This is a genomic window from Rhizobium sp. LjRoot258 (assembly GCF_964254185.1).
Classification (GTDB): domain Bacteria; phylum Pseudomonadota; class Alphaproteobacteria; order Rhizobiales; family Rhizobiaceae; genus Rhizobium.
Genome location: NZ_CAXUST020000001.1, coordinates 3,404,326 through 3,427,556, shown reverse-complemented (window position 1 = coordinate 3,427,556; position 23,231 = coordinate 3,404,326). Strand labels below are relative to the sequence as shown.

Annotated in this window: 23 protein-coding genes and 1 tRNA gene; 13 read left to right on the top strand and 11 right to left on the bottom strand. The window is 61.1% G+C overall.

Translation table 11 applies throughout. From position 1 onward, the window contains the following. The first annotated feature begins 20 nt into the window (after positions 1 to 20). Positions 21 to 578 (top strand): HNH endonuclease, encoded by a 558-nt coding sequence (locus ACSQ9D_RS16805; protein ID WP_024317008.1) that lies wholly within the window; start codon positions 21 to 23, stop codon positions 576 to 578. A 15-nt stretch (positions 579 to 593) separates the two neighbouring features. Here the strand turns inward: ACSQ9D_RS16805 and ACSQ9D_RS16800 are convergent, their stop codons facing one another. The 3 genes from ACSQ9D_RS16800 to ACSQ9D_RS16790 form a co-directional block, all read right to left on the bottom strand. After that, positions 594 to 1,112, bottom strand: a complete 519-nt coding sequence (locus tag ACSQ9D_RS16800) for a disulfide bond formation protein B (protein ID WP_436283136.1) — start codon at positions 1,110 to 1,112, stop codon at positions 594 to 596. Positions 1,113 to 1,134: 22 nt separating this feature from the next. Continuing rightward, a complete protein-coding gene (locus tag ACSQ9D_RS16795) occupies positions 1,135 to 1,731 on the bottom strand; it encodes a YqaA family protein (RefSeq protein WP_436283135.1) in 597 nt (198 codons plus the stop codon). A gap of 122 nt (positions 1,732 to 1,853) precedes the next feature. Continuing rightward, positions 1,854 to 3,602, bottom strand: a complete 1,749-nt coding sequence (locus tag ACSQ9D_RS16790; RefSeq protein ID WP_436283134.1) for a cation:proton antiporter domain-containing protein — start codon at positions 3,600 to 3,602, stop codon at positions 1,854 to 1,856. Positions 3,603 to 3,957: 355 nt separating this feature from the next. Between ACSQ9D_RS16790 and ACSQ9D_RS16785 the strand changes: the two genes are divergently transcribed. Then, a complete protein-coding gene (locus ACSQ9D_RS16785; RefSeq protein WP_436283133.1) occupies positions 3,958 to 5,010 on the top strand; it encodes a glycosyltransferase family 39 protein in 1,053 nt (350 codons plus the stop codon). A 238-nt stretch (positions 5,011 to 5,248) separates the two neighbouring features. Next, positions 5,249 to 5,569, top strand: a complete 321-nt coding sequence (locus ACSQ9D_RS16780) for a helix-turn-helix transcriptional regulator (RefSeq protein ID WP_436283132.1) — start codon at positions 5,249 to 5,251, stop codon at positions 5,567 to 5,569. 129 nt (positions 5,570 to 5,698) lie between these two features. Here ACSQ9D_RS16780 and ACSQ9D_RS16775 read toward each other — a convergent pair. Together ACSQ9D_RS16775 and ACSQ9D_RS16770 are read right to left on the bottom strand one after the other, a co-directional pair. Beyond that, positions 5,699 to 5,783, bottom strand: a tRNA-Leu gene (locus ACSQ9D_RS16775). Positions 5,784 to 5,903: 120 nt separating this feature from the next. Next, positions 5,904 to 7,202 (bottom strand): MFS transporter, encoded by a 1,299-nt coding sequence (locus tag ACSQ9D_RS16770; protein WP_436283131.1) that lies wholly within the window; start codon positions 7,200 to 7,202, stop codon positions 5,904 to 5,906. Positions 7,203 to 7,326: 124 nt separating this feature from the next. Here ACSQ9D_RS16770 and ACSQ9D_RS16765 point away from each other — a divergent pair, with 124 nt between their 5' ends. Then, complete coding sequence (locus tag ACSQ9D_RS16765) at positions 7,327 to 7,905, top strand: TetR/AcrR family transcriptional regulator (protein WP_436283130.1); 579 nt, start codon at positions 7,327 to 7,329, stop codon at positions 7,903 to 7,905. Between the two features lie 3 nt (positions 7,906 to 7,908). Here ACSQ9D_RS16765 and ACSQ9D_RS16760 read toward each other — a convergent pair whose 3' ends face one another. Then, positions 7,909 to 8,703 (bottom strand): class I SAM-dependent methyltransferase, encoded by a 795-nt coding sequence (locus ACSQ9D_RS16760; RefSeq protein WP_436283859.1) that lies wholly within the window; start codon positions 8,701 to 8,703, stop codon positions 7,909 to 7,911. 71 nt (positions 8,704 to 8,774) lie between these two features. Then, positions 8,775 to 9,755 (bottom strand): aldo/keto reductase, encoded by a 981-nt coding sequence (locus ACSQ9D_RS16755; protein ID WP_436283129.1) that lies wholly within the window; start codon positions 9,753 to 9,755, stop codon positions 8,775 to 8,777. 183 nt (positions 9,756 to 9,938) lie between these two features. On the opposite strand from ACSQ9D_RS16755, the gene ACSQ9D_RS16750 reads away from it, so the two are divergent. Further along, positions 9,939 to 11,567 carry an AMP-binding protein gene (locus ACSQ9D_RS16750; protein ID WP_436283128.1) on the top strand — a complete coding sequence of 543 codons (1,629 nt, stop codon included), beginning with the start codon at positions 9,939 to 9,941 and terminating at the stop codon, positions 11,565 to 11,567. 15 nt (positions 11,568 to 11,582) lie between these two features. On the opposite strand, the gene ACSQ9D_RS16745 is transcribed toward ACSQ9D_RS16750, so the two are convergent. The 3 genes from ACSQ9D_RS16745 to secA form a co-directional block, all read right to left on the bottom strand. Continuing rightward, positions 11,583 to 12,872, bottom strand: coding sequence for a GNAT family N-acetyltransferase (locus ACSQ9D_RS16745; RefSeq protein WP_436283127.1), 1,290 nt, complete (start codon positions 12,870 to 12,872; stop codon positions 11,583 to 11,585). A gap of 1 nt (position 12,873) precedes the next feature. Beyond that, on the bottom strand, positions 12,874 to 14,289 hold the full coding sequence (locus ACSQ9D_RS16740) for a lipopolysaccharide biosynthesis protein (protein WP_436283858.1): 1,416 nt from the start codon (positions 14,287 to 14,289) through the stop codon (positions 12,874 to 12,876). 160 nt (positions 14,290 to 14,449) lie between these two features. After that, positions 14,450 to 17,164 carry a preprotein translocase subunit SecA gene (gene secA / locus ACSQ9D_RS16735; protein WP_436283126.1) on the bottom strand — a complete coding sequence of 905 codons (2,715 nt, stop codon included), beginning with the start codon at positions 17,162 to 17,164 and terminating at the stop codon, positions 14,450 to 14,452. Positions 17,165 to 17,411: 247 nt separating this feature from the next. Here secA and ACSQ9D_RS16730 point away from each other — a divergent pair, with 247 nt between their 5' ends. From ACSQ9D_RS16730 to ACSQ9D_RS16705, 6 genes are all read left to right on the top strand, one after another. Next, positions 17,412 to 18,299, top strand: a complete 888-nt coding sequence (locus ACSQ9D_RS16730) for a peptidylprolyl isomerase (protein WP_436283125.1) — start codon at positions 17,412 to 17,414, stop codon at positions 18,297 to 18,299. A gap of 122 nt (positions 18,300 to 18,421) precedes the next feature. Continuing rightward, positions 18,422 to 19,663 (top strand): bifunctional glutamate N-acetyltransferase/amino-acid acetyltransferase ArgJ, encoded by a 1,242-nt coding sequence (argJ, locus tag ACSQ9D_RS16725; protein WP_436283124.1) that lies wholly within the window; start codon positions 18,422 to 18,424, stop codon positions 19,661 to 19,663. Then, the gene (locus ACSQ9D_RS16720; RefSeq protein ID WP_436283123.1) at positions 19,632 to 20,453 is read left to right on the top strand and encodes a GNAT family N-acetyltransferase; all 822 of its coding nucleotides are present in this window, start codon (positions 19,632 to 19,634) and stop codon (positions 20,451 to 20,453) included. Before argJ ends, ACSQ9D_RS16720 begins: the two co-directional genes overlap by 32 nt. Then, on the top strand, positions 20,450 to 20,863 hold the full coding sequence (gene mutT, locus ACSQ9D_RS16715) for an 8-oxo-dGTP diphosphatase MutT (protein ID WP_037122175.1): 414 nt from the start codon (positions 20,450 to 20,452) through the stop codon (positions 20,861 to 20,863). Before ACSQ9D_RS16720 ends, mutT begins: the two co-directional genes overlap by 4 nt. 123 nt (positions 20,864 to 20,986) lie before the next feature. Then, positions 20,987 to 21,304 (top strand): hypothetical protein, encoded by a 318-nt coding sequence (locus tag ACSQ9D_RS16710; protein ID WP_436283122.1) that lies wholly within the window; start codon positions 20,987 to 20,989, stop codon positions 21,302 to 21,304. Between the two features lie 66 nt (positions 21,305 to 21,370). Continuing rightward, complete coding sequence (locus ACSQ9D_RS16705) at positions 21,371 to 21,541, top strand: Flp family type IVb pilin (protein ID WP_436283121.1); 171 nt, start codon at positions 21,371 to 21,373, stop codon at positions 21,539 to 21,541. 12 nt (positions 21,542 to 21,553) lie between these two features. Here ACSQ9D_RS16705 and ACSQ9D_RS16700 read toward each other — a convergent pair whose 3' ends face one another. Next, positions 21,554 to 22,438, bottom strand: a complete 885-nt coding sequence (locus tag ACSQ9D_RS16700) for a methyltransferase domain-containing protein (protein ID WP_436283857.1) — start codon at positions 22,436 to 22,438, stop codon at positions 21,554 to 21,556. 119 nt (positions 22,439 to 22,557) lie between these two features. Between ACSQ9D_RS16700 and ACSQ9D_RS16695 the strand changes: the two genes are divergently transcribed. After that, positions 22,558 to 22,932 (top strand): hypothetical protein, encoded by a 375-nt coding sequence (locus ACSQ9D_RS16695; RefSeq protein ID WP_436283856.1) that lies wholly within the window; start codon positions 22,558 to 22,560, stop codon positions 22,930 to 22,932. Between the two features lie 33 nt (positions 22,933 to 22,965). Then, on the top strand, positions 22,966 to 23,223 hold the full coding sequence (gene grxC, locus ACSQ9D_RS16690) for a glutaredoxin 3 (RefSeq protein ID WP_436283120.1): 258 nt from the start codon (positions 22,966 to 22,968) through the stop codon (positions 23,221 to 23,223). The last annotated feature ends 8 nt before the right edge of the window (positions 23,224 to 23,231 follow it).

The following is a 23,231-nucleotide window of genomic DNA, read 5'->3' as shown; positions in this document are numbered from 1 at the left end:
GAATCGATCAGGAGAGTCCCTTGACGATTGCAGTTTCCCCACAGGCCCTGCCGGCGCTCGTCCTGAACGCTGACTACAGGCCCCTGAGTTATTACCCCTTGTCGCTTTGGTCCTGGCAGGACGCGATCAAGGCGGTATTTCTCGACCGTGTGAATATCATTGCAGAATACGAACATTCGGTGTCTTCGCCGAGCTTTTCGATGCGGCTTCCGAGCGTCGTCTGCCTCAAGACCTATGTTCAACCTTCCCGCAATCCGGCCTTTACCCGCTTCAACGTGTTTCTGCGCGACAAGTTCGAATGCCAGTATTGCGGCGAGCACGACGACCTGACCTTCGACCATGTCATTCCGCGCGCTCACGGCGGCGAGACTACATGGCAAAACGTCGTTGCGGCCTGCTCTCCCTGCAATCTGAGAAAAGGCAGCAAGCTGCCGAAACAGGCTGGCATGTTCCCGCATCAGAAGCCGTACCAGCCCACAGTGCAGGACCTGCACAACAACGGCCGGCTTTTCCCGCCGAACTATCTGCACGACAGCTGGCTCGACTATCTTTACTGGGATAGCGAACTGCAGCCCTGATCAGTCTCCCGTCCGTCAGCCTCCGGCCGTTTTGCGGACGCCGATGAAGGCGAAGGCCGCTAGGATGAGGCTTGCGATCACGTTCCAGCCCGCGAACGACAGGCCGAGGACGCGCAGCGCGGCGTCGGTGCAGGACGGACCCTTGATGCTATTCAGCTCGCCCAACAGGTCGCCAGCGTTTTGCGTCATGCTGCCTGCCGTCGTGGAGCAGGTTGCCGGTCCTTGCCAGAACTGCCACTCGACACCGGCGTGGTAGACACCCATACCAGCGCCAACGATCATCAGGATGCCGGCGGCGAGCAAGAATGCGCGGCCGATCCAGCTGGGAAGACCGACTGCGGAAGCGATCGCGCCAAGGATCGCGATCGGAATCCCGTAGTAATAGGGCTGGCGCTGCAGCAGGCAGAGCGCACAGGGGATGTACCCACCAAGATATTGAAAGCCGAGCGCGGTGCCGACCACCACCGCCATGCCAAGTGCGAGCACCATCGAGTAGCCGACGACCGGGCGAACAAGGGAAAACGAGGCAGGCATGAACGGACTCCGCGCAAATGGCTCAGTGGGCAAGTAGTTTATAAGCAATCCCGAGAGCGATGGCGACGGCGGCAACAACGCCCGCAACCTGCCCAAGACGCTTTTCGATGAAGTGGCGGATCGGCTCGCCGTAACGGCGCAGCAGCCACGCGAGGAAGAAGAAGCGTGCGCCCCGTGCCACGATCGCCGAAATGACGAAGAAGCCGAGATTCATGTGAATGACGCCGGCGAGGATCGTCACGACCTTGATCGGCGGCAGATGCGCCAAGCCCGAGGTCACCAGCAGCAACAGCAGGATTTCCCACTCGTCGTGGATATAAAGCCGGAGCTGCTCGAAGGCATCGAGCTTTCCGTAGAATTCCAGAACCGGACGGGCGATCGCGTCATAGGCATAGTAGCCGAGCGCCCAACCGGCGATGCCGCCAAGGACGGAGGCGACGGTCGCGATCAGCGCGTAGCGATAGGCGCGTTCCGGTTTTGCGAGTGCCATCGGCAGGTAGAGAACGTCGGCAGGAACCAGAAAGACAGAGCTTTCGACGAAGGCGATAACCGCGAGCCAGACTTCGGCCGATTTCCGGGCTGCGAGAGACATGGTCCAGTCGTAGAGTCTGCGGAGCATTCCAATCCTTTCGCTTCGAGCGCATGAGCTTTATGGGGCGTCGGTGCGGCTGTAAATGCTTGCTGTGTCCTTCGTAGGGTGACGTGCCAAAAAATCTTCGTGATCAAACTGAGGCGCTGAGCTCAGGAGTCGACGCTGGAGGGTTGATCGCGCTTCTGCCGCATGACGTTCATTTCTGTTCGTTCGCGTGCCATTTCGCTGACGGCCTGACGCAAAACGGGATGCTTTGCCGTGAACATGTTGAAATCGCGCCTTTCCAGCACAAAGAACTGGCAGAAATCCACGGCGACGACGTCTGCTGTGCGGCGTCCGCCACTGAGCAGCGCCATCTCGCCGAAGAACGCGCCAGGGTCCAGTCGGATCGGCTCACCCGGCAGCTGCACTTCCACCGCGCCTGACGACAGGAAGTACATGCCATCGCCTCGGTCGCCCTTGCGCATCACGCGCTCGCCGGGCAAGGCAGATTTCGGCTGGAAGAGGAGCAGCAATTCCTCCTGCGAATCTTCGTCCACTTTGGCAAACAGTGGAAAGGTTTCGATAAGCTCTTGCATCTCGAGCTGATGCTTGTGCTCGCGGGCTTCGTTGATCGCCCGGATCTTTTCAAGTTCGCGGCCGAGCGCCTCATGCCGGCGGCGGCCGAAGCGATTGCTGAGGGCCGGCCATCTACCGTGCACCTGGGTGTGTAGCGCTTCGGCGCCCATGCAGACGAGCGGATTGAGCGTGATCGAAATGATCGCGGACGCGAGGATGATATCCTGCCCGTCATTCGGCAGCAGTCCGAGGGAAACGCCGAGACTGGCAAGAATGAACGAGAATTCGCCGATCTGCGCCAGTCCGCCTGATACGGTCAGCGCCATTCCGATCGGATAGCGAAGCATGACCACGATGAGGAAGGAGATGACGGTCTTGCCGACGATAATCAACGCCAGTGCGCCGATCACGGCCATCGGCTGGCGCACCAGAATCGAAGGATCAAACAGCATGCCGACAGAGACGAAGAATAGCACTGAAAAGGCATTCTGAAGCGGCAGCGAATCGGCAGCGGCCCGATGGCTGAGGTTGGATTCGCTCATTACCACGCCGGCGAAAAAAGCGCCGAGCGCGAACGAGACGCCGAAGATTTGCGCGGAGCCGAATGCGATGCCAAGCGCTATGGCCAGGACCGTCAACGTGAAGAGTTCGCGTGAACCGGTTCTAGCGACCAGCGTCAGGAGCCAAGGGACGATCTTTGGTCCGAGAAAGATCGCCATGACCGCAAAAGCGCCGACTTTCAGAAGTGTCAGCGCTATCGTCAGGGGAAGCGGTAGCCCGGCGCCTTGTGCAATACCGCTGGCGGCATGGCCGCCGAGCAATTCGGCAACGGCGGGCAGAAGCACCAATGCTAGAACCGTGGCAAGGTCTTCGACGATCAGCCAGCCAACGGCCACGCGGCCGCTGGCCGAGTTGAGCAGGTTCCGCTCCTCCAAGGCTTTCAACAGCACAACCGTGCTTGCTACCGACAGGCTGAGGCCGAAGACGATCCCCGCACCCAGGCCCCAGCCCCACCATCTGACGAGCCCGACACCGAGCAGCGTGACGACAACGATCCGCGCGATCGCACCCGGCACGGCGATCCCGCGCACGGCAAGCAGATCGGCGGTGGAAAAATGCAAGCCAACGCCGAACATCAGCAAGATGACGCCCATCTCTGCCAATTGACTGGCAAGCCCGGCGTCGGCGACGAAGCCGGGCGTCATCGGCCCCATGACGATACCGGCCAACAAGTATCCGACAAGCGGCGGCAGACGCACTCGATCGGCGATATAGCCGAGTATCGCCGCGCAGACGAAACTCACGGCAACTGTGGCAATAAGCGATACTTCCTGATGCACGCGTGCACTTTCCCTCTTGGCGGGCGCAGTTTGGCCGAAACGCCCGAGAAATTAAACAGTTGATTTGCCACCCCGGCCAATTGATGGGTAGGGCGAGATTGCGGCGGCAATGCTGCGAGGGATCGGGTGCACAAACGTTGCGTTGGAGCAACACTCTTCTTCGGAACAGCGCTGGTAAGTCCCCGAAATTGCAGGTGAACCGCTATACAGTCCATCAGAGGAATTGCATATTTCCGTCACTGAATATCCGTCCAAGCCGAATGCATATGGGGCCGAATTGACTGACACTGCTGATGGTTCATATGTTTCTGCCCGGCGTGCGACACGGCTAAGCACACTCCTGCCGATACTTCTGGTGACAACATACTTCACCGCCAGCTTCATTCTTAGGCTCTTGCGTGGGGGTGATCTGGCGTCCGACGAGGCACAACAGGTTGCGTTCTCGCATGCGTTGCAGCTGGGATACGGCGATCAGCCGCCGCTCTACAACTGGCTGTTCTACTGTTTTGGCAAGGTCTTCGGCGTGTCGGTCGACACACTCGCCTTCCTGAAAAATGCCACGCTGCTGGTGAGCTGCATCTTTCTCGGCTTGGCGGCCCGCAAAGTGGCGGGGGGGCGCGACACTGCTTGGATCTCGGTCCTCGGCCTGCTCAGCCTGCCCGCGATCTTTCTGCTCTCCCAGCGGGATTTGACTCATAGCGTCGGCGCCTTCGCCGCCGTTGCATTCTTCCTGTACGTGCTGGCACGGATGGCGGAACGGCCATCGGTCGGCAACTACGCGCTTCTCGGGGCGGCTGCCGGCATGGGATTCCTCGCAAAGTACAATTTTGCGATCATTCCCGTCGCGACCGTGATTGCGCTCCTGCTCGAACCTGGACTGCGGCGATTGGTTCTCAGCTGGCGGCTGGCGGTGACGATCGCGGTTGGTCTCGTCGTTGCTGGTCCGCATGTCTATTGGGTCGTAACCCATCTCGATACGGCAACGGGCGACACGCTGACGAAGATGCGGGCTGCAACGAGCAACGAGGCTCCCAGCCAACTGAGGGCTGCCTGGCAGTTGCTGGCATCGATTGTCAAATGCTCCGCATTAACGCTCGCTGTCTTTGCCGTCGTCTATCGTGGTCATATCCGCACGATCTTCGCTGCGTCCAGTGAATGGACACGCGTGATCGGCCGAATGCTTGTCATCAGCATGATTGTGGTCTTCGTGATCATGCTCGCCGTTGATGCCACGTTGATGCGTCCGAAGTGGATCTCAATCTTCTTCGTGGCTTTCCCGCTCTATCTGGCGTTCAAGGTCGATGCGGCAGGTGTTCACGTCCCCGGCGCAATCGGGAAGCTCACCGTGCTCGTCGGGGCGCTGATCTTCGTTTTCCTGGGCGTCGTTTTCGCTGCGAGTTTCCACTGAAGATCCGCTTGATGCCGTGCGCGCGCCGTTGAGGCGCGTAAGTGAGGGCCAGGATAGTCAGCGTCGAGCTACTTGGTCGCTCGGCGCGCAGTGGCTTCTAGCCGCCCAAGCTGTTTCTCGACGGGCAGTGCCCGCCGAACCCCAAATCGTCCAGCGCCTTGAGCATCATCACAGCCACAAGCTCGAGGGCGATTCCCTCGGCTCAGCCCCATGGCAGGTGCGCCGAGCGGAAGAATACATGCGCGCCAACTGGGACAAGCCGGTCACGATCGAAGCACTGGCGGCAGCCGCTAATACCAGCGTCAGAAGCCTGTTCCACTCATTCAGGCAGGCACGTGGAATTTCTCCGATGGCATTCGCGCGCCGGGTTCGGCTGACCCGGGCCCGCGACATGCTTGCTGTACCCGCGTCGGGGACGACGGTCACATCCGTGGCGTTCGATTGCGGCTTTGGCAATTTGGGAGCATTCGCACCTTACTATCAAACCAGTTTACGGAGAGTTGCCGTCCGCGACGTTGCGGATGGCACGAAGCAATCGTGCCGGCAACAATATCGATAGCTCGCGATCTCCCACGGCCAAACAATTGGAGGCATCCTCGTCGCAGGAGTGAACCAGTCCGCTGGGAACAGCGAGAAGGAGAACCTTTCGGGCACAATGGGCGGCGTCTCGCTGCGATGGCGTTGTCGGTGGTGCCCCATGCCGGGGTCGAACCAGCACTTCTTTCGAAACTCGATTTTGAGTCGAGCGCGTCTACCAATTCCGCCAATGGGGCAACGGATACCGACGAGGCGGCTGTCTAGCATGCGTTCGCCCGCGCGCGCAAGACGGCGGGCGAAGTTCTCGGCTTGATTTATCGGAGTTTCCGGCCCGCGAGCTGCGGCCGGAAACGACATCAATGTGCGCCAGAGGCGGCGGGCTGATGAAGGCCCGACTTCTTCAGCGTGATCGCGAGGATCGAGGCGAGGAGGCAGAAGGCGCCGGCGATGAAGAAGGCGGGCAGATAGCTCTGCAGTTCCGTGCGCGACCAGCCGGCGCCATAGGCGGCGGTTGCTGCTCCCAGCTGATGGCCGGCGAAGACCCAGCCGAAGACGAGGCCGGCTTTTTCGCGGCCGAAGCGGTCGGCGGCGATCTTGACGGTTGGCGGCACGGTGGCGATCCAGTCGAGGCCATAGAATACGGCGAAGATCGACAGGCCGTAGAAGCTGAAGTCGCTGAAGGGCAGGAACAGCAGCGAGAGGCCACGCAGACCATAGTACCAGAAGAGCAGCCAGCGATTGTCGAAGCGGTCCGAAAGCCAGCCGGAGCCGATCGTGCCGAAGAAATCGAAGATGCCCATGACGGCAAGCACGCTGGCGGCAGCCACCGGCATGATGCCGAAGTCACCGCAAAGCGTGACGAAATGCGTCTGAATCAGACCGTTGGTGCTGAGGCCGCAGATGAAGAAGGTGGCGAACAGGATCCAGAAGGTCGAGGTGCGGGAGATTTCCTTGAGCACCGTGATCGGGGTCGCGAGCATCGCCAGCAGGCCGGACTGCGCCGGCGGCGGCGGGGTAATGTGTTCTTCGCCGAAGGCCGGCAGGTTGAGGTCGGAAGGGCGGTCGCGAATGAAGGCCAGCACGATGAGGGCGGCGAACATGATCATGCCGCAGACCAGAAAGACCGTGGCGCGCCAGCCGTAGCGTTCCGTCAATTCGGCCATCAGCGGCAAGAAGACCAACTGCCCGGTCGCCGAGCTCGCCGACAGCATGCCGACCACGAGGCCGCGATGCTTGGTAAACCAGCGGGCCGATATGGTCGCGGCGAGCACCATTGCGGTCAGGCCGGTGCCGAAGCCGACGACGACGCCCCAGAGCAGAAGCAATTGCCAGAGCTGGTTCATGAAGAGCGAGCCGACGAAGCCGCTGCCGATCAGGGCCATGGCGAAGACGATGACCTTGCGGACGCCGAAATAGTTCATGAAGGCGGCGGAGAACGGTCCCATCAGGCCGAACAGAATCAGCCGGACGGCGAGTGCAGAGGATATCTGCGAGGTCTCCCAGCCGAACTCGTCCTGAAGCGGCTTGATGAGGACGCCGGGGGCGCCCATCGCGCCGGCGGTCACCAGCATGGTGAGGAAGGTTGCTGCGACGACCACCCATCCATAGTGGATGTTGCGTCGCGCCAGCGATGATGCAAGTGCAGTCGATACCATGGTGGCCGTTCCGTCTTGAGTTTTCGGAGACTATCGGAAGCTTTTAGATGATGCTCATCATAATTGTTGCGTATTGATGATGGACGTCATATAAATTGTCAAGCTGCTAATTGCGGAGAACCGAATGCGGGTCAGCCGAGAGAAATTTGCCGAGAATCGCGAGAAGATCCTGACGGTTGCTGGCGTGCTGTTTCGCGAAAAGGGTTTCGACGGCATCGGGGTCGCCGAAATTATGAAGGCGGCCGGGATGACGCATGGCGGATTCTACGGTCATTTCGAATCCAAGGAAGAGCTGGCGCTGGAAGTGAGCCGCGCCTTGATCGAGAAGGTGAAAATCCGCTGGAATGAGATCATCGCCTCAGCGCCGGAGGCGCCACTTGATGCGCTGCTCAATCACTATTTGTCGCGTTGTAGCGTCGATGATCCAGGCGGCAGTTGCGTCTTTGCTTCGCTTGCCCAGGAAGTCAGCCGAAGCCGCGGGGCAGTGCGCGAAACCTTCAACGATGGGCTTTCAATGCTCGTCGACATTCTGTCCGAGATCGTTCCCGGCGAGACTTCGGAGGACCGGCGCGTGCGGGGTTTTGCGACACTTTCGGCGATGATGGGCGCCGTCGTCCTGGCGCGCGCCGTCGAAAGCCGCGAACTCTCCGACAACTTCCTCTACACGACGCGTGATGCGCTTTCTCCTGCGAAAAAGGGCTGACGGTTAGCTGCGCCGTGCGATCAGGCCGCCGATCTCCACCACCTCCGAGAACACGCCCGTGGGCGAAAGCTTGAGAAGGGTGCCGCGAAGTTCTGCCTCAAAGGCCGGAACCCTTTCGCCGAGCGCCTGTGGCGATGTCACCGAGGTCGAGAAGGCCCGGCCGACAATATCGTCGAGGCCGAGCCTGCGTTGCCTGACAACGGAGATTCGTTCCAGATCATTGAAGGGGGAGCGAAGCAGGATGCTTTCGTGCTCTATCCAATCCGGCCGCTTCCGCCGTTCGCGATCGGCATTGCGCTCCGGCGCAAAGGTTTCGGCCAGCGTGTTGACGGCCTGCCGCCAGTCCGGTGTCGAGGAGATATGGCGATCGCCGAACAACACGACGCAGCCGTCGGCGACGGTGATCTCGTCGAGAGCTTTCAGCGTCGCCGAGCGGTCCATCCAGTGAAATGAACGCCCCATGACCGTCATCTTGAGCGGCCAGAAGTGCGAATCGAGATCGTAGGACGAGCCTCTGATGAGGGCGATGTCGACACCGGCAGCGACGGCATCGGCCTCAGCCGCCTCCAGCATTTCCGGCTCGGGATCGAGGCCGATCACCGCGGCCTTGGTCAGTCGGGCAAAGGCAATGCCGAGCTGGCCCGGACCGCAACCGAGGTCAAGCATGCGCTCGCCGGCGGAAAGGCCCACCTGTTCCGCGATCCGCTCGATGAGCCGATCGGGATAAGGAACGCGATAGCGGGTATAGTAGGCGGCCGTGGATTGAAAGCGACGCGCCTCGAATGGAATGGTCGTCATGGCGATATCCTTGAACGGAATGCCGGTCGCCGGCTCGACACAGGCGACCGGTGTTCTCAAAAATGACCTCGTTATTTGAAACCTTCGACCCGGTGGGGAACGTAGGGTTCCTCCAGGGCCACAACATCCTCCGGCGTCAGCTTGACAGACAAGGCGGCAACCGCGTCTGCCAGATGATTGGCCTTCGACGCGCCGATGATCGGCGCCGTCACCGCGCCTTTCTGCAGGATCCAGGCCGTGGCGATCTGGGCGCGGGAGACGCCATGCTTGTCGGCCAGCTTGCCCACGATGCCGATGATGGCGCGGTCGGCGTCTTCCGCCTGCTTGTAGAGCGTCTTGCCGAATTCATCCGTTTCGCTGCGCACGGTCTTCTCATCCCAGGCGCGCGTCAGCCGGCCACGGGCGAGCGGGCTCCAGGGGATCACCGCGATCTTCTGATCCTGGCAGAAGGGCAGCATTTCGCGCTCCTCCTCGCGATAGAGCAGGTTCAGATGATCCTGCATGCTGACGAAGGGCGTCCAGCCGTTGGTGCGCGAGGTGTAGAGCATCTTGGCGAACTGCCAGGCATACATGGAGGAAGCGCCGATATAGCGCGCCTTGCCTGCCTTCACGACGTCATGCAGCGCTTCCAGCGTTTCCTCGATCGGCGTCGTATAGTCGAAACGGTGGATCTGATAGAGGTCAACATAGTCGGTGCCGAGGCGACGCAAGCTGTTGTCGATCTCGTCGAAGATCGCCTTGCGCGAGAGGCCGGCACCGTTCGGACCGGGACGCATGCGGTTGAAGACTTTGGTCGCGAGCACGATGTCGTCCCGCTTGGAAAAGTCCCTTATCGCCCGCCCGACAATCTCCTCCGAGGAACCATCGGAGTAGGTGTTGGCGGTGTCGACAAAGTTGATGCCGAGGTCGAGCGCCTGCCTGATCAGCGCGCGGCTGTCTTCCTCGCCGAGCGTCCAGCTGTGATTGCCGCGGCCAGGCTCACCGAAGGTCATGCAGCCCAGGCAGATTTTCGACACTTCCAGCCCGGTACCGCCAAATTTGACGTAGTCCATGAAATTGCTCCAAACATCGAGTCGCTACCCAGCGCGTCCTTTGATCTAGCGCGGCAAGCGCGAAAGTGTCGGCCACTCACACAAAAGTTTTGTGACCGATCCAAAGGCGTCCGGCAGGTCTCGCGCTTGCGTAGACCGGGTTCCGGGTGTTAGCTGCTGCAGCATTTGACTGGATTTCCGCCGATGAGACTGCCGCAGCGCGATCGCTACGAAGACCTTTACCGCGATTTTGCGTGGGACGAACCGCACGATTTCAATATCGGCCGTGCGGTCAGCGACGACTGGGCCGAGCGGGCGCCGGAGCGGGTCTGCCTCGAGCATTTCAGCCCTGACGGTAACCACCTTTCCATGACCTACCGGGAGCTGGCGGATCGATCGTCATCGCTCGCCAATGCGCTGGTGTCGCTGGGGTTGAAGAAGGGCGATCGGGTCGCGCTGCTCCTGCCGCAGTCCTTCGAGACGGTCGTCGCGCATGTGGCGATCTACAAGATGGGCGCGATCGCGCTGCCGCTGGCGTTGCTCTTCGGCGTCGAAGCCTTGGAGTACCGGCTGCGGACGGCGGGTGCTTCCACCGTTATCACCAATGCGTTCGGACTCGAGCGCATCAGCCAGATCCGGGAACGGCTGCCTGATTTGGCCGAGGTCGTCAACGTTGACGGCGATGGACCCGGCGCACGATCCTTCGCGGCGCTCGTGGGAGGCCATCCGCCAATCTTCGAGGTTGCGAAGACCGCGCCACATGATCCGGCATTGATGATCTTCACGTCGGGAACGACAGGTCCGCCGAAGGGGGCCCTGCACGGCCACCAGGTGCTGGCCGGGCACATACCGGGGATGCAATTCGCCCATGAGAGCTTCCCGCAGCCGGGAGACAAGGTCTGGACGCCATCCGACTGGGCCTGGGCCGGCGGCTTGCTGAATGCGCTCCTGCCCAGCCTACTGCTCGGCGTCCCCGTCGTTTCGTCGCCGGCTCAGAAGTTCGATGCCGACATGGCCTATCGCATTATGGCCGAGATGAGGGTGCGCAACGGTTTCATCCCGCCGACGGCATTGCGGCTCCTGAAGTCGGTGCCTGATCCACGCTCGAAGTACGACCTCGTGCTGCGCACGATAGGCTCGGCAGGCGAGTCGCTCGGCGCGGAAACACAGGAATGGGTCAAGCGGACGCTCGGGATTACCGTCAACGAGTTCTATGGCCAGACGGAGTGCAATTTCGTGCTCTCGTCGAATGCCGCAATCGGTGTCAGCCGTCCCGGCGCGATCGGCCGGCCGGTGCCTGGACATCGCGTCGCGATTGTCAGCGAAACGGGTCAAGAGTTGCCGGTTGGCGAAACCGGACAGATCGCCATCCGTCGGCCGGATCCGGTGATGTTTCTCGGCTATTGGAACGACGCTGCGGCGACAGAGCGGAAGTTTGCCGGCGATTGGCTGCTGACGGGCGATATCGGGCGCCAGGATACGGAGGGCTACGTCACCTTCTTCGGGCGGGATGACGACGTCATCACCTCCTCAGGCTATCGCATCGGGCCGGCGGAAATCGAGGATTGTCTGATCGGCCATCCCGCCGTGCAGCTTGCCGCCGCCGTCGGCAAGCTCGATCCCGTGCGCACCGAGATCGTCAAGGCCTATGTCGTGCTGGCGCCCGGCTACGAGCCAAGCGATCGATTGGCCTCCGATATCAGCGAGTGGGTAAAAATGCGGCTCTCCATGCACGAATATCCGCGCGAGGTGGAATTCGTCCCGGAACTGCCGCTAACGACGACAGGCAAGGTGATCCGCCGCATACTTCGCGAGCGCGCCAGCGCCGGCTGAGACCGTTTGGCGTGACTACTGAGGAGACTTGCCGCGCCGGGCAAGCGACATGATCTTCTGCCGCAGCATCTTCGCAACGTTGCGGGTGCTGCTGTACATGTGAAGCTGGGCGGCCACCTGGCGAACGTCGCGGTCACCGTTGTGGTGAAGCCCGATCACCATGGTACCCATGTCCTCCCGCTCCTGCCAGAAGCGGTTGATCATCGGGTGATCCGGAATAGCGCAGGAATCGGAGCGCACGATGTTGGCGTCGTCAAGGTGCCATTCCGTTAACTCGCCCATCAGCAGCTTGCCTGGCGAATAGCGCGCATAGGCTTCGTCGTAGGCCGTCTTCCAAGTATAGGCCTCGCTGCCCATCATCAAGACCACCATCGACGCGATCGCCTTGCCGTTCAAATCGATCGTGTGGATACGCACGGCATCGACTGCGGCGAGATTGGAAACGGCCTCGCGGGCAAAGGCGGTGTGGTAGCGGTCGGTCACCAGAGCGCTGCGCTTCTTGCCCTTCCAGCCGCCTGCTTCAAGCGCGAGGAATTCCTCGAAGCGCATGTGGATGTCACGGGGCTGGCGGGCGACGCTGTAGACCACTGTGCCCTGCTCCTCGAGCAGACGCCATTGCCTGCGCATCTCGCGCATATGAGATGAAGAAATCGCTTTGCGCAGATAAGTGGCCGCGTCCTCGTCGCTCTGCAGCATGGCACGCTGATAGGGATTCGCTATGGTGATCGGCAGGTTGCGGCTGATGGCGACTGCCCTTGCCATGCGCGCAAAGATGCCGTTCAGCCTGACGTCCGGCAGCACGAGGATCGGCGGCAAGCGCAGATCGCGATGGGTCAGGCCGTCATAGAGATTGTCCAGCGTCTCGCCTGCATCCTCGGCATCGATCAGTGGCGTGCCAAGTGGTGCGAAGCTGTTCGACCAGACACGCACGATCGAGGGACCGACCGCGAAGCCCGGCTTTTCCACGGAAAACGGCAACAGGAAGCGCATCCGGCTGCGAGTTTCGCTCTGGTCTCGCAACAGGACAAAGTTGACTTGTCTGTCGTCTAGCCGCGGCATGGCGGGCGCGAGGAATCGTCCCGTGAAGAAGACATTGGGCTCGATGGCGCGATTGGACAGGAAGTCGAGCTCTTCCTGCAGCTCGTAGCCCAGCTTCCCGGAATAGACGCAGAGCTCACGCCCGGGACGGCCAACCGCGACGCGCGCATCTGCCTGCGGCGTCTCGAAATCGAGCGCGGCAAGTTCGTGGACCATGCGGTTCGTCGTGAGATCGGTCGTTTCGGTAGCTGTTGGATTGCGCACCATTCTATCGGACTTCCATATCTGTCTTGGCCGCGGGAGGCGTGGCAAATGCGAAGAGCGCGATGCCAAGCGCGCGTCGGACGGCAAAATGCAGGAGGATGGCTTCAACGCCCATGGCCGAGGCCGTGGCGATGGCGGCGCCCTTGATGCCCAGTCCGGGAATGAGGAGCACGTTGAGGCTGATATTCGCGATCAGCGCTCCGGCATAGAGCAGAACGCAGATGTTCTGCTTGCCGGCCATCATCAGCAGCGTTTCCGCCGGTCCGACCAGCGCCTTGGCGAGAATGCCCGCCAGCAGGATCACCATGACGAGATAGCCGGCCGTGAAAGCGCCGCCAAACAGGGAAAGCAGCAAGTGACCGGCGGCGAGAACGGCAAGCCCGATGGCAAGCGCAGGCCAGAAGGTCCACCTGGCGGCGTCGACCGCAGCAACAGCGAGCTGCTGGCGTGTCCCCTCGGCGATGAGGCTTGAGAAGCGCGGACCGGATGCCGCCTTCACCGAAAAATTGATGAAGTGGACGAGCGCCATCGTCTTGGCGGCGGCAAAGTAGATGGCGATGTCGTGCGGTTCGAGGAAGATGCCGACCACGACGACGTCGGAATTGGTCAGGAGGAAGCTGACGCCCTCGATGAGGAAGATTGGGAAGGCAACGCCGAGCCAACCGAGAAAATCGACCTCGCGCGGACCTTCCTGGTAATGGCGGCGCAACCGCAGGAGAGTTGCGACATACTGCCCGACGGCGGTGACATAGGTGGCGGCAAGCGCGGCCTGCATGGCGGTCACCGCCGTCTGCGGCGCGCCGAGGCCGATCGCAGTCAGCATGAAGAGGATGATGAGAACCGGCCGGACGATGTAGGCGGGGCTCAGCGCCATGACCGGCCAGTGGTTGGCGCGTGACGTGCCTTCCAGAATATCGCCGAGGGCAATCATCGGCATGGCAATGAGACCGAGGAAGATTGGAATGATGTAGTAGTTCTCGATCCTGTCGCTGAAAACATGCAGGGCGATCATGCCGATGGCGAGGGCGGCAGTGCCGGAGAGCAATCCGAAGATGCGGGCGGTGCCCGTCAGCCCGCGGATCTTCTCAAGAGCGCCTGCTGCCTTGTATTGCGGCAGGAAACGGACGATGGCGGTGTGGAAGCCGAGGCAGGAAAGATCGCCGAAGAGGACGATCAGCACCCAGACGAATACGAAGATCCCATACTCGTATTCGCCCATCAGTCGCGCCAGAACAATCTGCGACAGAAGGGCGACGGCGGCGCTGACAATGCGGATAAAGAAGGCGGTCAGCGCCATGCGCTGGGCGGCTGCCTTCTCGCCGCGCGCGGTCAAGGAGGCAGCCAGCGTGCGCAGCATACGACTCCCCGCCGGGCGCAGACCCGCAGGCAGCATCTTTTCCGCCGTCTCAATGACCGCCATCACAAACACGCAAAACTCTTCAGGCAAATCGTAGCGGAAGTCTTGCCAGAACAGCGTTAAGAAACGGTTGTAGCAAGCGGCAGGGAATTAACGCGGCGGGTGGCATCCACAAAAGAAAATGCCGCCCGAAGGCGGCATTTTCAATGCATTGACTGCGGGCTCAAGCCTGTGCGAAGGCACCGTGGCAGTGTTTGAACTTCTTGCCGGAGCCACAGGGGCAGGCCTCGTTGCGGCCGACATGGCCCCAGGTCGACGGATCGGCCGGGTTGCGGTTTTCCGGGGCGACAACCACTTCCGAGGCCAAGTAGGCGGGCGCGAAATCGTCTTCGCCGGTATCCGGATCGAGATGGTGCGCCTGCATGAACGGCGGCTCCGGCTCGGCCGGCGCCTGCTGCACGAGCTCGACGCGCATCATCTGTGCGGTCACGGCCTCGCGCAGGTTGTTAAGCAGCGAGGTGAAGAGCTCGAACGCTTCCGACTTGTATTCCTGCAGCGGATCGCGCTGCGCGTAGCCACGGAAACCAATGACGGAGCGCAGGTGGTCGAGGTTGACGATATGCTCGCGCCACAGGTGGTCGAGCGTCTGCATCACGATCGAGCGCTCGACGTAGTGCATGATATCGGGACCGAAGCGCTCCGCCTTCTCGGTGAAGGCCGCATTTGAAGCCTCCGTCAGGCGCTCGCGAATGTTGTCCTCGCCAATGCCTTCTTCCTTGACCCAGTCCTCGACCGGCAGATCGAGATTGAGCAGAGCAGCCGTCCGTTCCTTCAGGCCAGCGGCATCCCACTGTTCAGCATAGGCGCGCTCGGGGATATGCTTCTCGACCAAGTCTTCGATCACCTCGCGGCGCATGTCGGAGACCGTCTCGGAGATATTGGGCGATTCCATCAGCTCGAGGCGCTGTTCGAAGATCACCTTGCGCTGGTCGTTCAGAACGTCGTCGTACTTGAGCAAGTTTTTGCGGATGTCGAAGTTGCGGGCTTCGACCTTCTTCTGTGCGCGCTCCAGAGCCTTGTTGATCCAGGGATGGACGATGGCTTCGCCTTCCTTGAGGCCGAGCTTCTGCAGCATGCCGTCCATGCGGTCGGAGCCGAAGATGCGCATCAGGTCATCCTGAAGCGACAGGTAGAACTTCGAGCGGCCGGGGTCGCCCTGACGGCCGGAACGGCCGCGCAACTGGTTGTCGATGCGGCGGCTTTCGTGGCGTTCAGTGGCGATGACGTAGAGACCGCCGGCAGCAAGTGCCTTGTCCTTGAGCTGCTTGATCTCTTCGCGGATTGCCTCGGTCTTCGCATCGCGATCAGGACCGGGCTCGACCTCTGCCAGTTCACGCTCGACACGCATGTCGAGGTTGCCGCCGAGCTGGATGTCGGTACCGCGGCCTGCCATGTTGGTGGCGATCGTCACGGCGCCCGGCACGCCGGCCTGGGCGACGATATAGGCTTCCTGCTCGTGGTAGCGGGCGTTCAGGACCTGGAAGTCCTTGAAGCCCTGCTTGCGCAACATGTCGGCGAGAAGTTCGGACTTTTCGATCGAGGTGGTACCGACAAGAACGGGCTGGCCGCGCTTTTGCGCGTCTGCGATCTCGGCGATGATCGCCTTGTACTTCTCCTCGAACGTCCGGTAGACCTCGTCGTCCTCGTCGGCGCGCTGGATCGGCAGGTTGGTCGGCACCTCGATGACGTCGAGGCCGTAAATGTTGCCGAATTCTTCAGCTTCCGTCTGCGCCGTGCCGGTCATGCCGGCGAGCTTGGCGTACATGCGGAAATAGTTCTGGAAGGTGATCTGCGCCAGCGTCTGGTTTTCCGGCTGGATCTGCACCTTTTCCTTGGCTTCCAGCGCCTGGTGCTGGCCTTCCGAATAACGGCGGCCCGGCATCATGCGACCGGTAAATTCGTCGATGATGACGATCTCGTCGTTGCGGACGATGTAGTCCTTGTCGCGCTGGAACAGCTTGTGGGCCTTGAGCGCGTTGTTGACGTGATGGACGATCGCAACGTTTTCGATATCGTAGAGCGACTGGCCCTTCAACAGGCCGGCCTGACGCAGCAGGTTCTCCAGCTTTTCCGTGCCTTCCTCGGAAAAGTTGGCCGAGCGCTGCTTCTCGTCGATCTCGTAGTCGCCTTCCGACAGAAGCGGAATATAGGCGTCGATCGTGTTGTAGAGATCGGAGCGGTCGTCGAGCGGCCCCGAGATGATCAGCGGCGTGCGCGCTTCGTCGACGAGGATCGAGTCCACTTCGTCGACGATCGCGAAATTGTGGCCGCGCTGGACCATCTGGTTCTTCTCGTACTTCATGTTATCGCGCAGATAATCGAAGCCGAGCTCGTTGTTGGTCGCGTAGGTGATGTCGCAATTATAGGCGGCCGCGCGCTCTTCGTCCGAAAGACCGTGGACGATGACGCCGGTGGTCAGGCCGAGGAAGCCATAGATCTTGCCCATCGTCGCCGCGTCGCGGCGGGCGAGGTAGTCGTTGACGGTGACGACATGCACGCCTTTGCCAGCGAGTGCGTTCAGATAGACAGGCAGCGTGGCGACGAGCGTCTTACCTTCACCGGTCTTCATCTCGGCGATGGCGCCGTCATTGAGGATCATGCCGCCGATCAGCTGTACGTCAAAAGGTCGCATGCCGAGAACGCGGCGCGAAGCCTCGCGCACGACCGCAAAGGCCGGAACGAGGATGTCTTCCAGCGTCTTGCCGTCTGCAAGCATCTTTCGGAACTCGACCGTCTGCGCAGCCAGCTGCTCGTCGCTCAAGGCCTTCGTCTTTTCTTCGATGGCATTGATGGCTGCGACGTTCGGCTGGAAGGACCGCACGCGGCGATCATTGGCAGAGCCAAATATTTTGCGGGCTATACCGCCAAAGCTGACCATATGACTGGTCCTTTCTCAATATTTCTTCCCCGGCTTTTCTTATCCGTGGCCCGGCCGAATTTCAGGCACACGTCTCGAAACGCCAGGAAACTTTTCTGGACGCGAGGTTGCGTGACAGATAAGAGGGGGGTCGAATGATGTCAACGGATTTGGCTGATATAGAAAGGCCACATTCCGGTGTTGATGGCTGTTTCAGGCTGGATTCACGACGTTGAAGCCGGTGGGTTTAACTGTGAAGGGTTATTTGATGTTGAACTACAACAAAATCGCTGTGATGGCGTTCGCAACCTTCGTTGCGTTTCAGGCGCCGGTCTATGCGGAAGACAAGCCGGATGCCGTCGTTGCCAAGGTCGGCGATGTCGAGATTCATCAGTCTGATCTCGATCTGGCCGTCGCCAATCTCGACCCGCAGCTCGCGCAGTTGCCGGAGGAACAGAAGAAGGTCGCCGCCCTGTCCGCCGCCATTGACGTCAAGCTGCTAGCGCAGGACGCGATTGCCGAAAAGCTCGACCAGACCGCCGAATTCAAGAAGCGCATGCAGTACCTCGCTGATCGCGAACTGCACAATGCTTACTTCAAGAAGCATGTCGTCGATACGGTCACCGATGAGGAAGTCAAGGCGCGCTACGACAAGGAAGTCGCTGCCCTGCCGAAGCAGGAAGAAGTGCACGCCCGCCATATCCTCGTGAAGACCGAGGACGAGGCCAAGGACGTCATCAAGCAGCTCGACGCCGGCAAGAACTTCGCGGACTTGGCGAAGGAAAAGTCCACCGATCCGAACAAGGCCGATGGCGGCGATCTCGGCTATTTCACCAAGGGCCGCATGGTCAAGGAATTCGAAGAGGCTGCCTTCGCACTTGACAAGGGCACCTACACCAAGACCCCTATAAAGACGGATTTCGGTTACCACGTGATCCTGGTCGAGGATAAGCGCGATGCTCCTCCGCCTGCCTTCGATCAGGTCAAGGACCAGGTTCGCCAGCTCGTCATGCGTGACAAGTATCTCGCGCTTCTTGCTGCCGCCAAGGATAAGTCCAAGGTCGAGATCACCGACGAGGCGCTGCGCAAGGGCTATGAGGATGCCAACAAGCAGCCGCAGCCGGGCGATGAGCCCCCCGCGCAGCCGCAGCAGTAATCCAGTCTAGAATGCAGGGCCCGGTTCTTCCGGGCCCTTCACTATAATCGTTGTCGTATTTCCGCAGGGCGAGCCGGCTTATACTTCGCCCGGAAATCCTTCCAGCCACCAGGTCGATCGCCATGTCCGGTTCCATCTCTCCGCTCGCTCCGAAATCCTATGCATCCATGCCGACGCTGCGCGGTGTGCGCATGGCCACCGCTTCAGCGGGCATCAAGTACAAGAACCGCACCGACGTGCTGATGATGGTGTTCGACAAGCCGGCCGCAGTCGCCGGCGTCTTTACCCGCTCGAAGTGCCCGTCGGCACCCGTCGACTTCTGCCGCGCAAACCTGCCGCATGGCGCCGCACGCGCCGTTGTTGTCAATTCCGGCAATGCCAATGCATTCACCGGCCTGAAGGGCCGAGAGGCGACGGCCCTGACGGCGAAGTCCGCGGCTACCGCTGTCGGCTGCGGCGAGAACGAAGTTTACCTCGCTTCCACCGGCGTCATCGGCGAACCGCTGGACGCGACGAAATTCTCTGGCGTTCTTGACCAGATGCACAAGGATGCGACCGGCGACTTCTGGTTCGAGGCAGCCAAGGCGATCATGACGACCGACACCTATCCGAAGGTTGCGACCCGCAGCGCCGAGATCGGCGGCGTGAAGGTGGCGATCAACGGCATCGCCAAGGGCGCCGGCATGATTGCGCCTGATATGGCGACCATGCTCTCGTTCGTCGTCACCGACGCGGATATCGCTCCGGTTGCGTTGCAGTCGCTCCTGTCGGCGGGCGTCGATCCGACCTTCAATTCGATGACGGTCGACAGCGACACCTCGACTTCCGACACGCTGATGCTGTTTGCTACGGGCGTGGCCGCCGAAGACGGCCAGCCCCGTATTGAGAGCGCCGACGACGGGCGCCTTGCCTCCTTCCGTGCTGCGCTTAACGATCTTCTCAGGGATCTTGCGATGCAGGTCGTGCGTGACGGCGAAGGCGCAACCAAGATGCTCGAGATCACCGTGACCGGCGCCGAAAGCGACGCCGCGGCCAAGAAGATCGCGCTCTCGATCGCCAATTCGCCGCTCGTCAAGACTGCCGCCGCCGGCGAGGATGCCAACTGGGGCCGCATCGTCATGGCGGTCGGAAAGTCGGGTGAAATGGCTGATCGCGACCGGCTGGCGATCTGGTTCGGCGATGTGCGGGTTGCCGTCAACGGCGAGCGCGACGCCGGCTATTCCGAGGAAGCTGCGACCAACGTGATGAGAAAGCAGGATATTCCTGTGAAGGTAGACATTGGTCTCGGAAACGGCACCGCTACGGTCTGGACGTGCGACCTTACAAAGGAGTATGTCGCCATCAACGGTGACTACCGGAGCTGATCTTTCATTGACTGAAACATTACCCAAGAATGCGAATCTGCCGCTCGTGCGCAGGCTGGAGGCCGTCGGCTTCCGAGCCTGGCCGGCCTCGTCCGTGCAGTATGACGGCAGTTGGCAGGTACGGCTGACCGCGGGTCACCCGTCCAACCGGCTGAACTCGATCGTGCCGCTCGATCCTTCCGATCACCGCGATGTCGAGATTCGCCTTGCCAAGGCAAGCCGCAAGTTCGAAGCCTATGGTCGCCCGGCTGTCCTGCGTCAGACACCGCTCGCCTCGCCGGTATTGATCGATCTCATCCGGAAGCAGCAGTGGGCATCATTCGACGAGACGATCGTCATGACCTGCGATCTTGCCCATGCCGAGCTGCCGGATACGCTTGACCACCTGCCGACGCACGATATCGGCCGCTTCGTGGATGCCAATCTGGCAACCGACGGCGTGTCGTCCAAGCTGAAGCCGGCACTCGCCGAGATCATCAATGCGATCAAGCCACCATCGGGTCTCTTCATGATCGAAGACGCGCAGACGGGGCCGCTGGCGACCGTTCTTTGCGTTCAGGACAATGACCTCGCCGGCATCATGTCGCTTTCCGTCGCCAAGGAGCGTCGTCGCGAAGGACTTGGCATGGAAATCCTGACCTCCGCCCTGCGCTGGGCCAGGATGCGCAGCGCCCGTTCCGCCTGGTTGCAGGTGAAGGCGACGAATGCTCCGGCTTTGGCGCTCTACGAACGGTTCGGCTTCCGTGAGGCCTACCGCTATTCCTATTGGCGACAGGAGCCGTCGCGATGAGCGAGGCTGCCCGAAGCATTCTTCTTGTTGCCGCTTGCGCCCTGATCGATTCCGACGGGCGCATTCTGCTGGCGCAGCGTCCCGAGGGAAAGTCGCTTGCCGGACTTTGGGAGTTTCCCGGCGGTAAGGTTGAGCCGGGCGAGACACCGGAGGAATCGCTGGTGCGAGAGCTTCACGAGGAGCTCGGGATCACGACGAAGGTCGCCTGTCTGGCGCCGCTGAGCTTCGCGAGCCACACCTACGAGAAGTTCCATCTTCTGATGCCGCTCTATGTCTGCCGGCGCTATGAAGGAATTGCGCACGGGAAAGAAGGGCAGGCGTTGAAATGGGTGAAGCCGCAGGCTCTGCGTGACTACCCGATGCCGCCTGCCGACGAACCGCTCATTCCGATATTGCAGGATCTACTTTAGAAACGTCTGATTATTATCCGGCAAGCGTCCAATTTGGGTGTGGATATTAATCGATCGTTTAACACCTTCTGCCAAATATCGGCCTCAATCAAGCAACTGGCGTGTGTGTGGAAGGCTTGACGCATGGACGACGATTTCTGGAAAGCAGTGAGAGAGAAAGAACGGGCCTCGACTGCCTCGAGCAGAACGGGAGTGCTAAACATCGCGCTGCTGTTTGGCACGGCTGTTGTTGCCTTGACTTTGATCTTGACGCCGATGCTTGCCGACAAGTCCAAGTCGAGCGTCTTCGCGAGCGCACCGTCCGAATTCGATACGATTACGACCGGCTCGATTCCGAAGACCGAGAGCGGCAAGCGCTATACGATCCGGCGGAGCGTCCTTCAGGAGACGCCAGGTTCCGTTTGCGTGGTTCAGGGCTACGGAAGCGGGGTCGGCTGCTGACACTGGCGTTGCTGCAGCGGCAGCCGCAACGTGCTTGACGACTGCCGCTCTAGCGCCGAGGTGGGCATGCGAGTAGTAAGGGCATTTCTGGCAGACGGCCGTGGCGCAACCGCAATTGAATACGGCCTGATTGCGGCACTGGTCGCGGTCGGTATGATCGCTGGATTCGGAGCGCTGAGTGGCAACCTCGCCAACGTGCTTCTCGGCATCAGCAACCATATTGCCGTACCGAACTAAGAGAAGCGGACACTACTGCTTCAGCTTGTGTTCCTCGACCTTCAGCGCATCCGCGAGCCTGACCTTCGCCGATCCCGGGCGAAGAGGTTTTTGCTGACTTTCGTGCGGTGCCCATCCCGAGGCATAGATGATCGAGAAGGTTGCTCTGATCCGGCCGTCCGGATCGGCATAGCGTTCGGCGTAGATTTCAGCCGCCCGTAGGAAGAAGGCGCGTGTCAGAGGCTTGCGGCTGCGCGCGACGAGCGGGTTGGTCATCCCCATTGCCCGCAAGTCCTTCATTAGCGCAAAGATCGAGTCGTAGCGCACCGTATAGGTTTCGGCGTCGATTACGGGCAGGGCGAAGCCAGCGCGCTGCATCAGGCCACCGACATCGCGCACGTCGGCGAAAGGGATGACTCGTGGACTCGCGCCCCCGGTCATCTCGATTTCTGTCGCCAGCAGCACTTCGCGCAACTCCTGCAACGTGCCTGCCCCAGGAATCGCGGCAAGAAAGAGCCCATCTGGCTTGAGGGCGCGGCGGATCTGGATGAAAACGCCGGGCGTATCGTTGGTCAGGTGGAGGCTGAGCGGCGCCAACACGAGGTTGGCGGACTGCGGCTCGAGGGGAACCTCTTCCAGCGCGGCCTCGATAAAGGCCTCGTCCGCCTTCGCATAGGCTCGTTCGCTCTCGACCCGCGTCAGTCGTCCGATCTTGCCGGTCGTGATCGCAGCGTGGGCCGCCGCGCCCGTGGTACCGTGCAGTTCGACTGCGTGCTCGAAGGACCGTTCGACCACGGCGAGGCGCTCGCCGAGTTCTTCTGCGGCGATATCGAGGAGGAAGGTCGCCTTCGGGTCGTGGTTGAGAAGTGCGCGATGCCGGCTTGTCGCGATCCGAGCCTGGTCGAAGATGATATCCATGGTGCGTTGCATAGTCCCGCCGGACCGGTGCCGCAAGGCGATTTTCCTCAGAGGCGAAACGCGCTAGTCTTTCCCGACGGGGACGAGGGGGCAATGGATTTGGGAGACTGCGATTGCCCATGCAGCTGAAAGGGTTGCCTCTGATGCGCCCCTTCGGGCTGCTGGTCGACCTCGTCTATCTCCTGGGATGTGTGGTTTGCGGCAGCGGCCTTTGTCCGACGTGCTGGTCCAGACTGCGCTTCATCGAGCGGCCCTACTGCGGAAAAGCGCTTCTGCGCGCAACGCTGCTGCGCATCAAGCGCACCCGCCCGCAGGTGGGGCTCCGCGCAAAGGCGTGCGAGGAGAATGTTCGCGATGTTTTCGCCATCGGCAAGGAGCGGGATAGCGACGTCTTGGGCAAGCGGCTCGTCCTCGTCGGCAGCCAGGGTGGTGCGCAAGGCGGGGGCGACCTCACGGTTTTGACCTTTGCAAGGGCTCTTTCAGAAACTATATGACGAAAAGATAACTTGAATTTGTCTGGAGTCCTCATGGCACCCGTCACCATCTACACGCGCCAAGCCTGCGGTTATTGCGTGCGCGCCAAGTCGCTGCTGTCTGAAAAGGGCGTCGATTTCGTCGAGCACGATGCGACCTTTGCGCCTGAGCTTCGCCAGGAGATGATCGGCAAGTCGAACGGCCGCGCGACGTTCCCCCAGATCTTCATCGGCGAGCAGCATGTCGGCGGATGCGATGATCTCTATGCGCTAGATCGGGCCGGCGAGCTCGATCCTCTGCTTGCCGTGTAAGGAAGAGC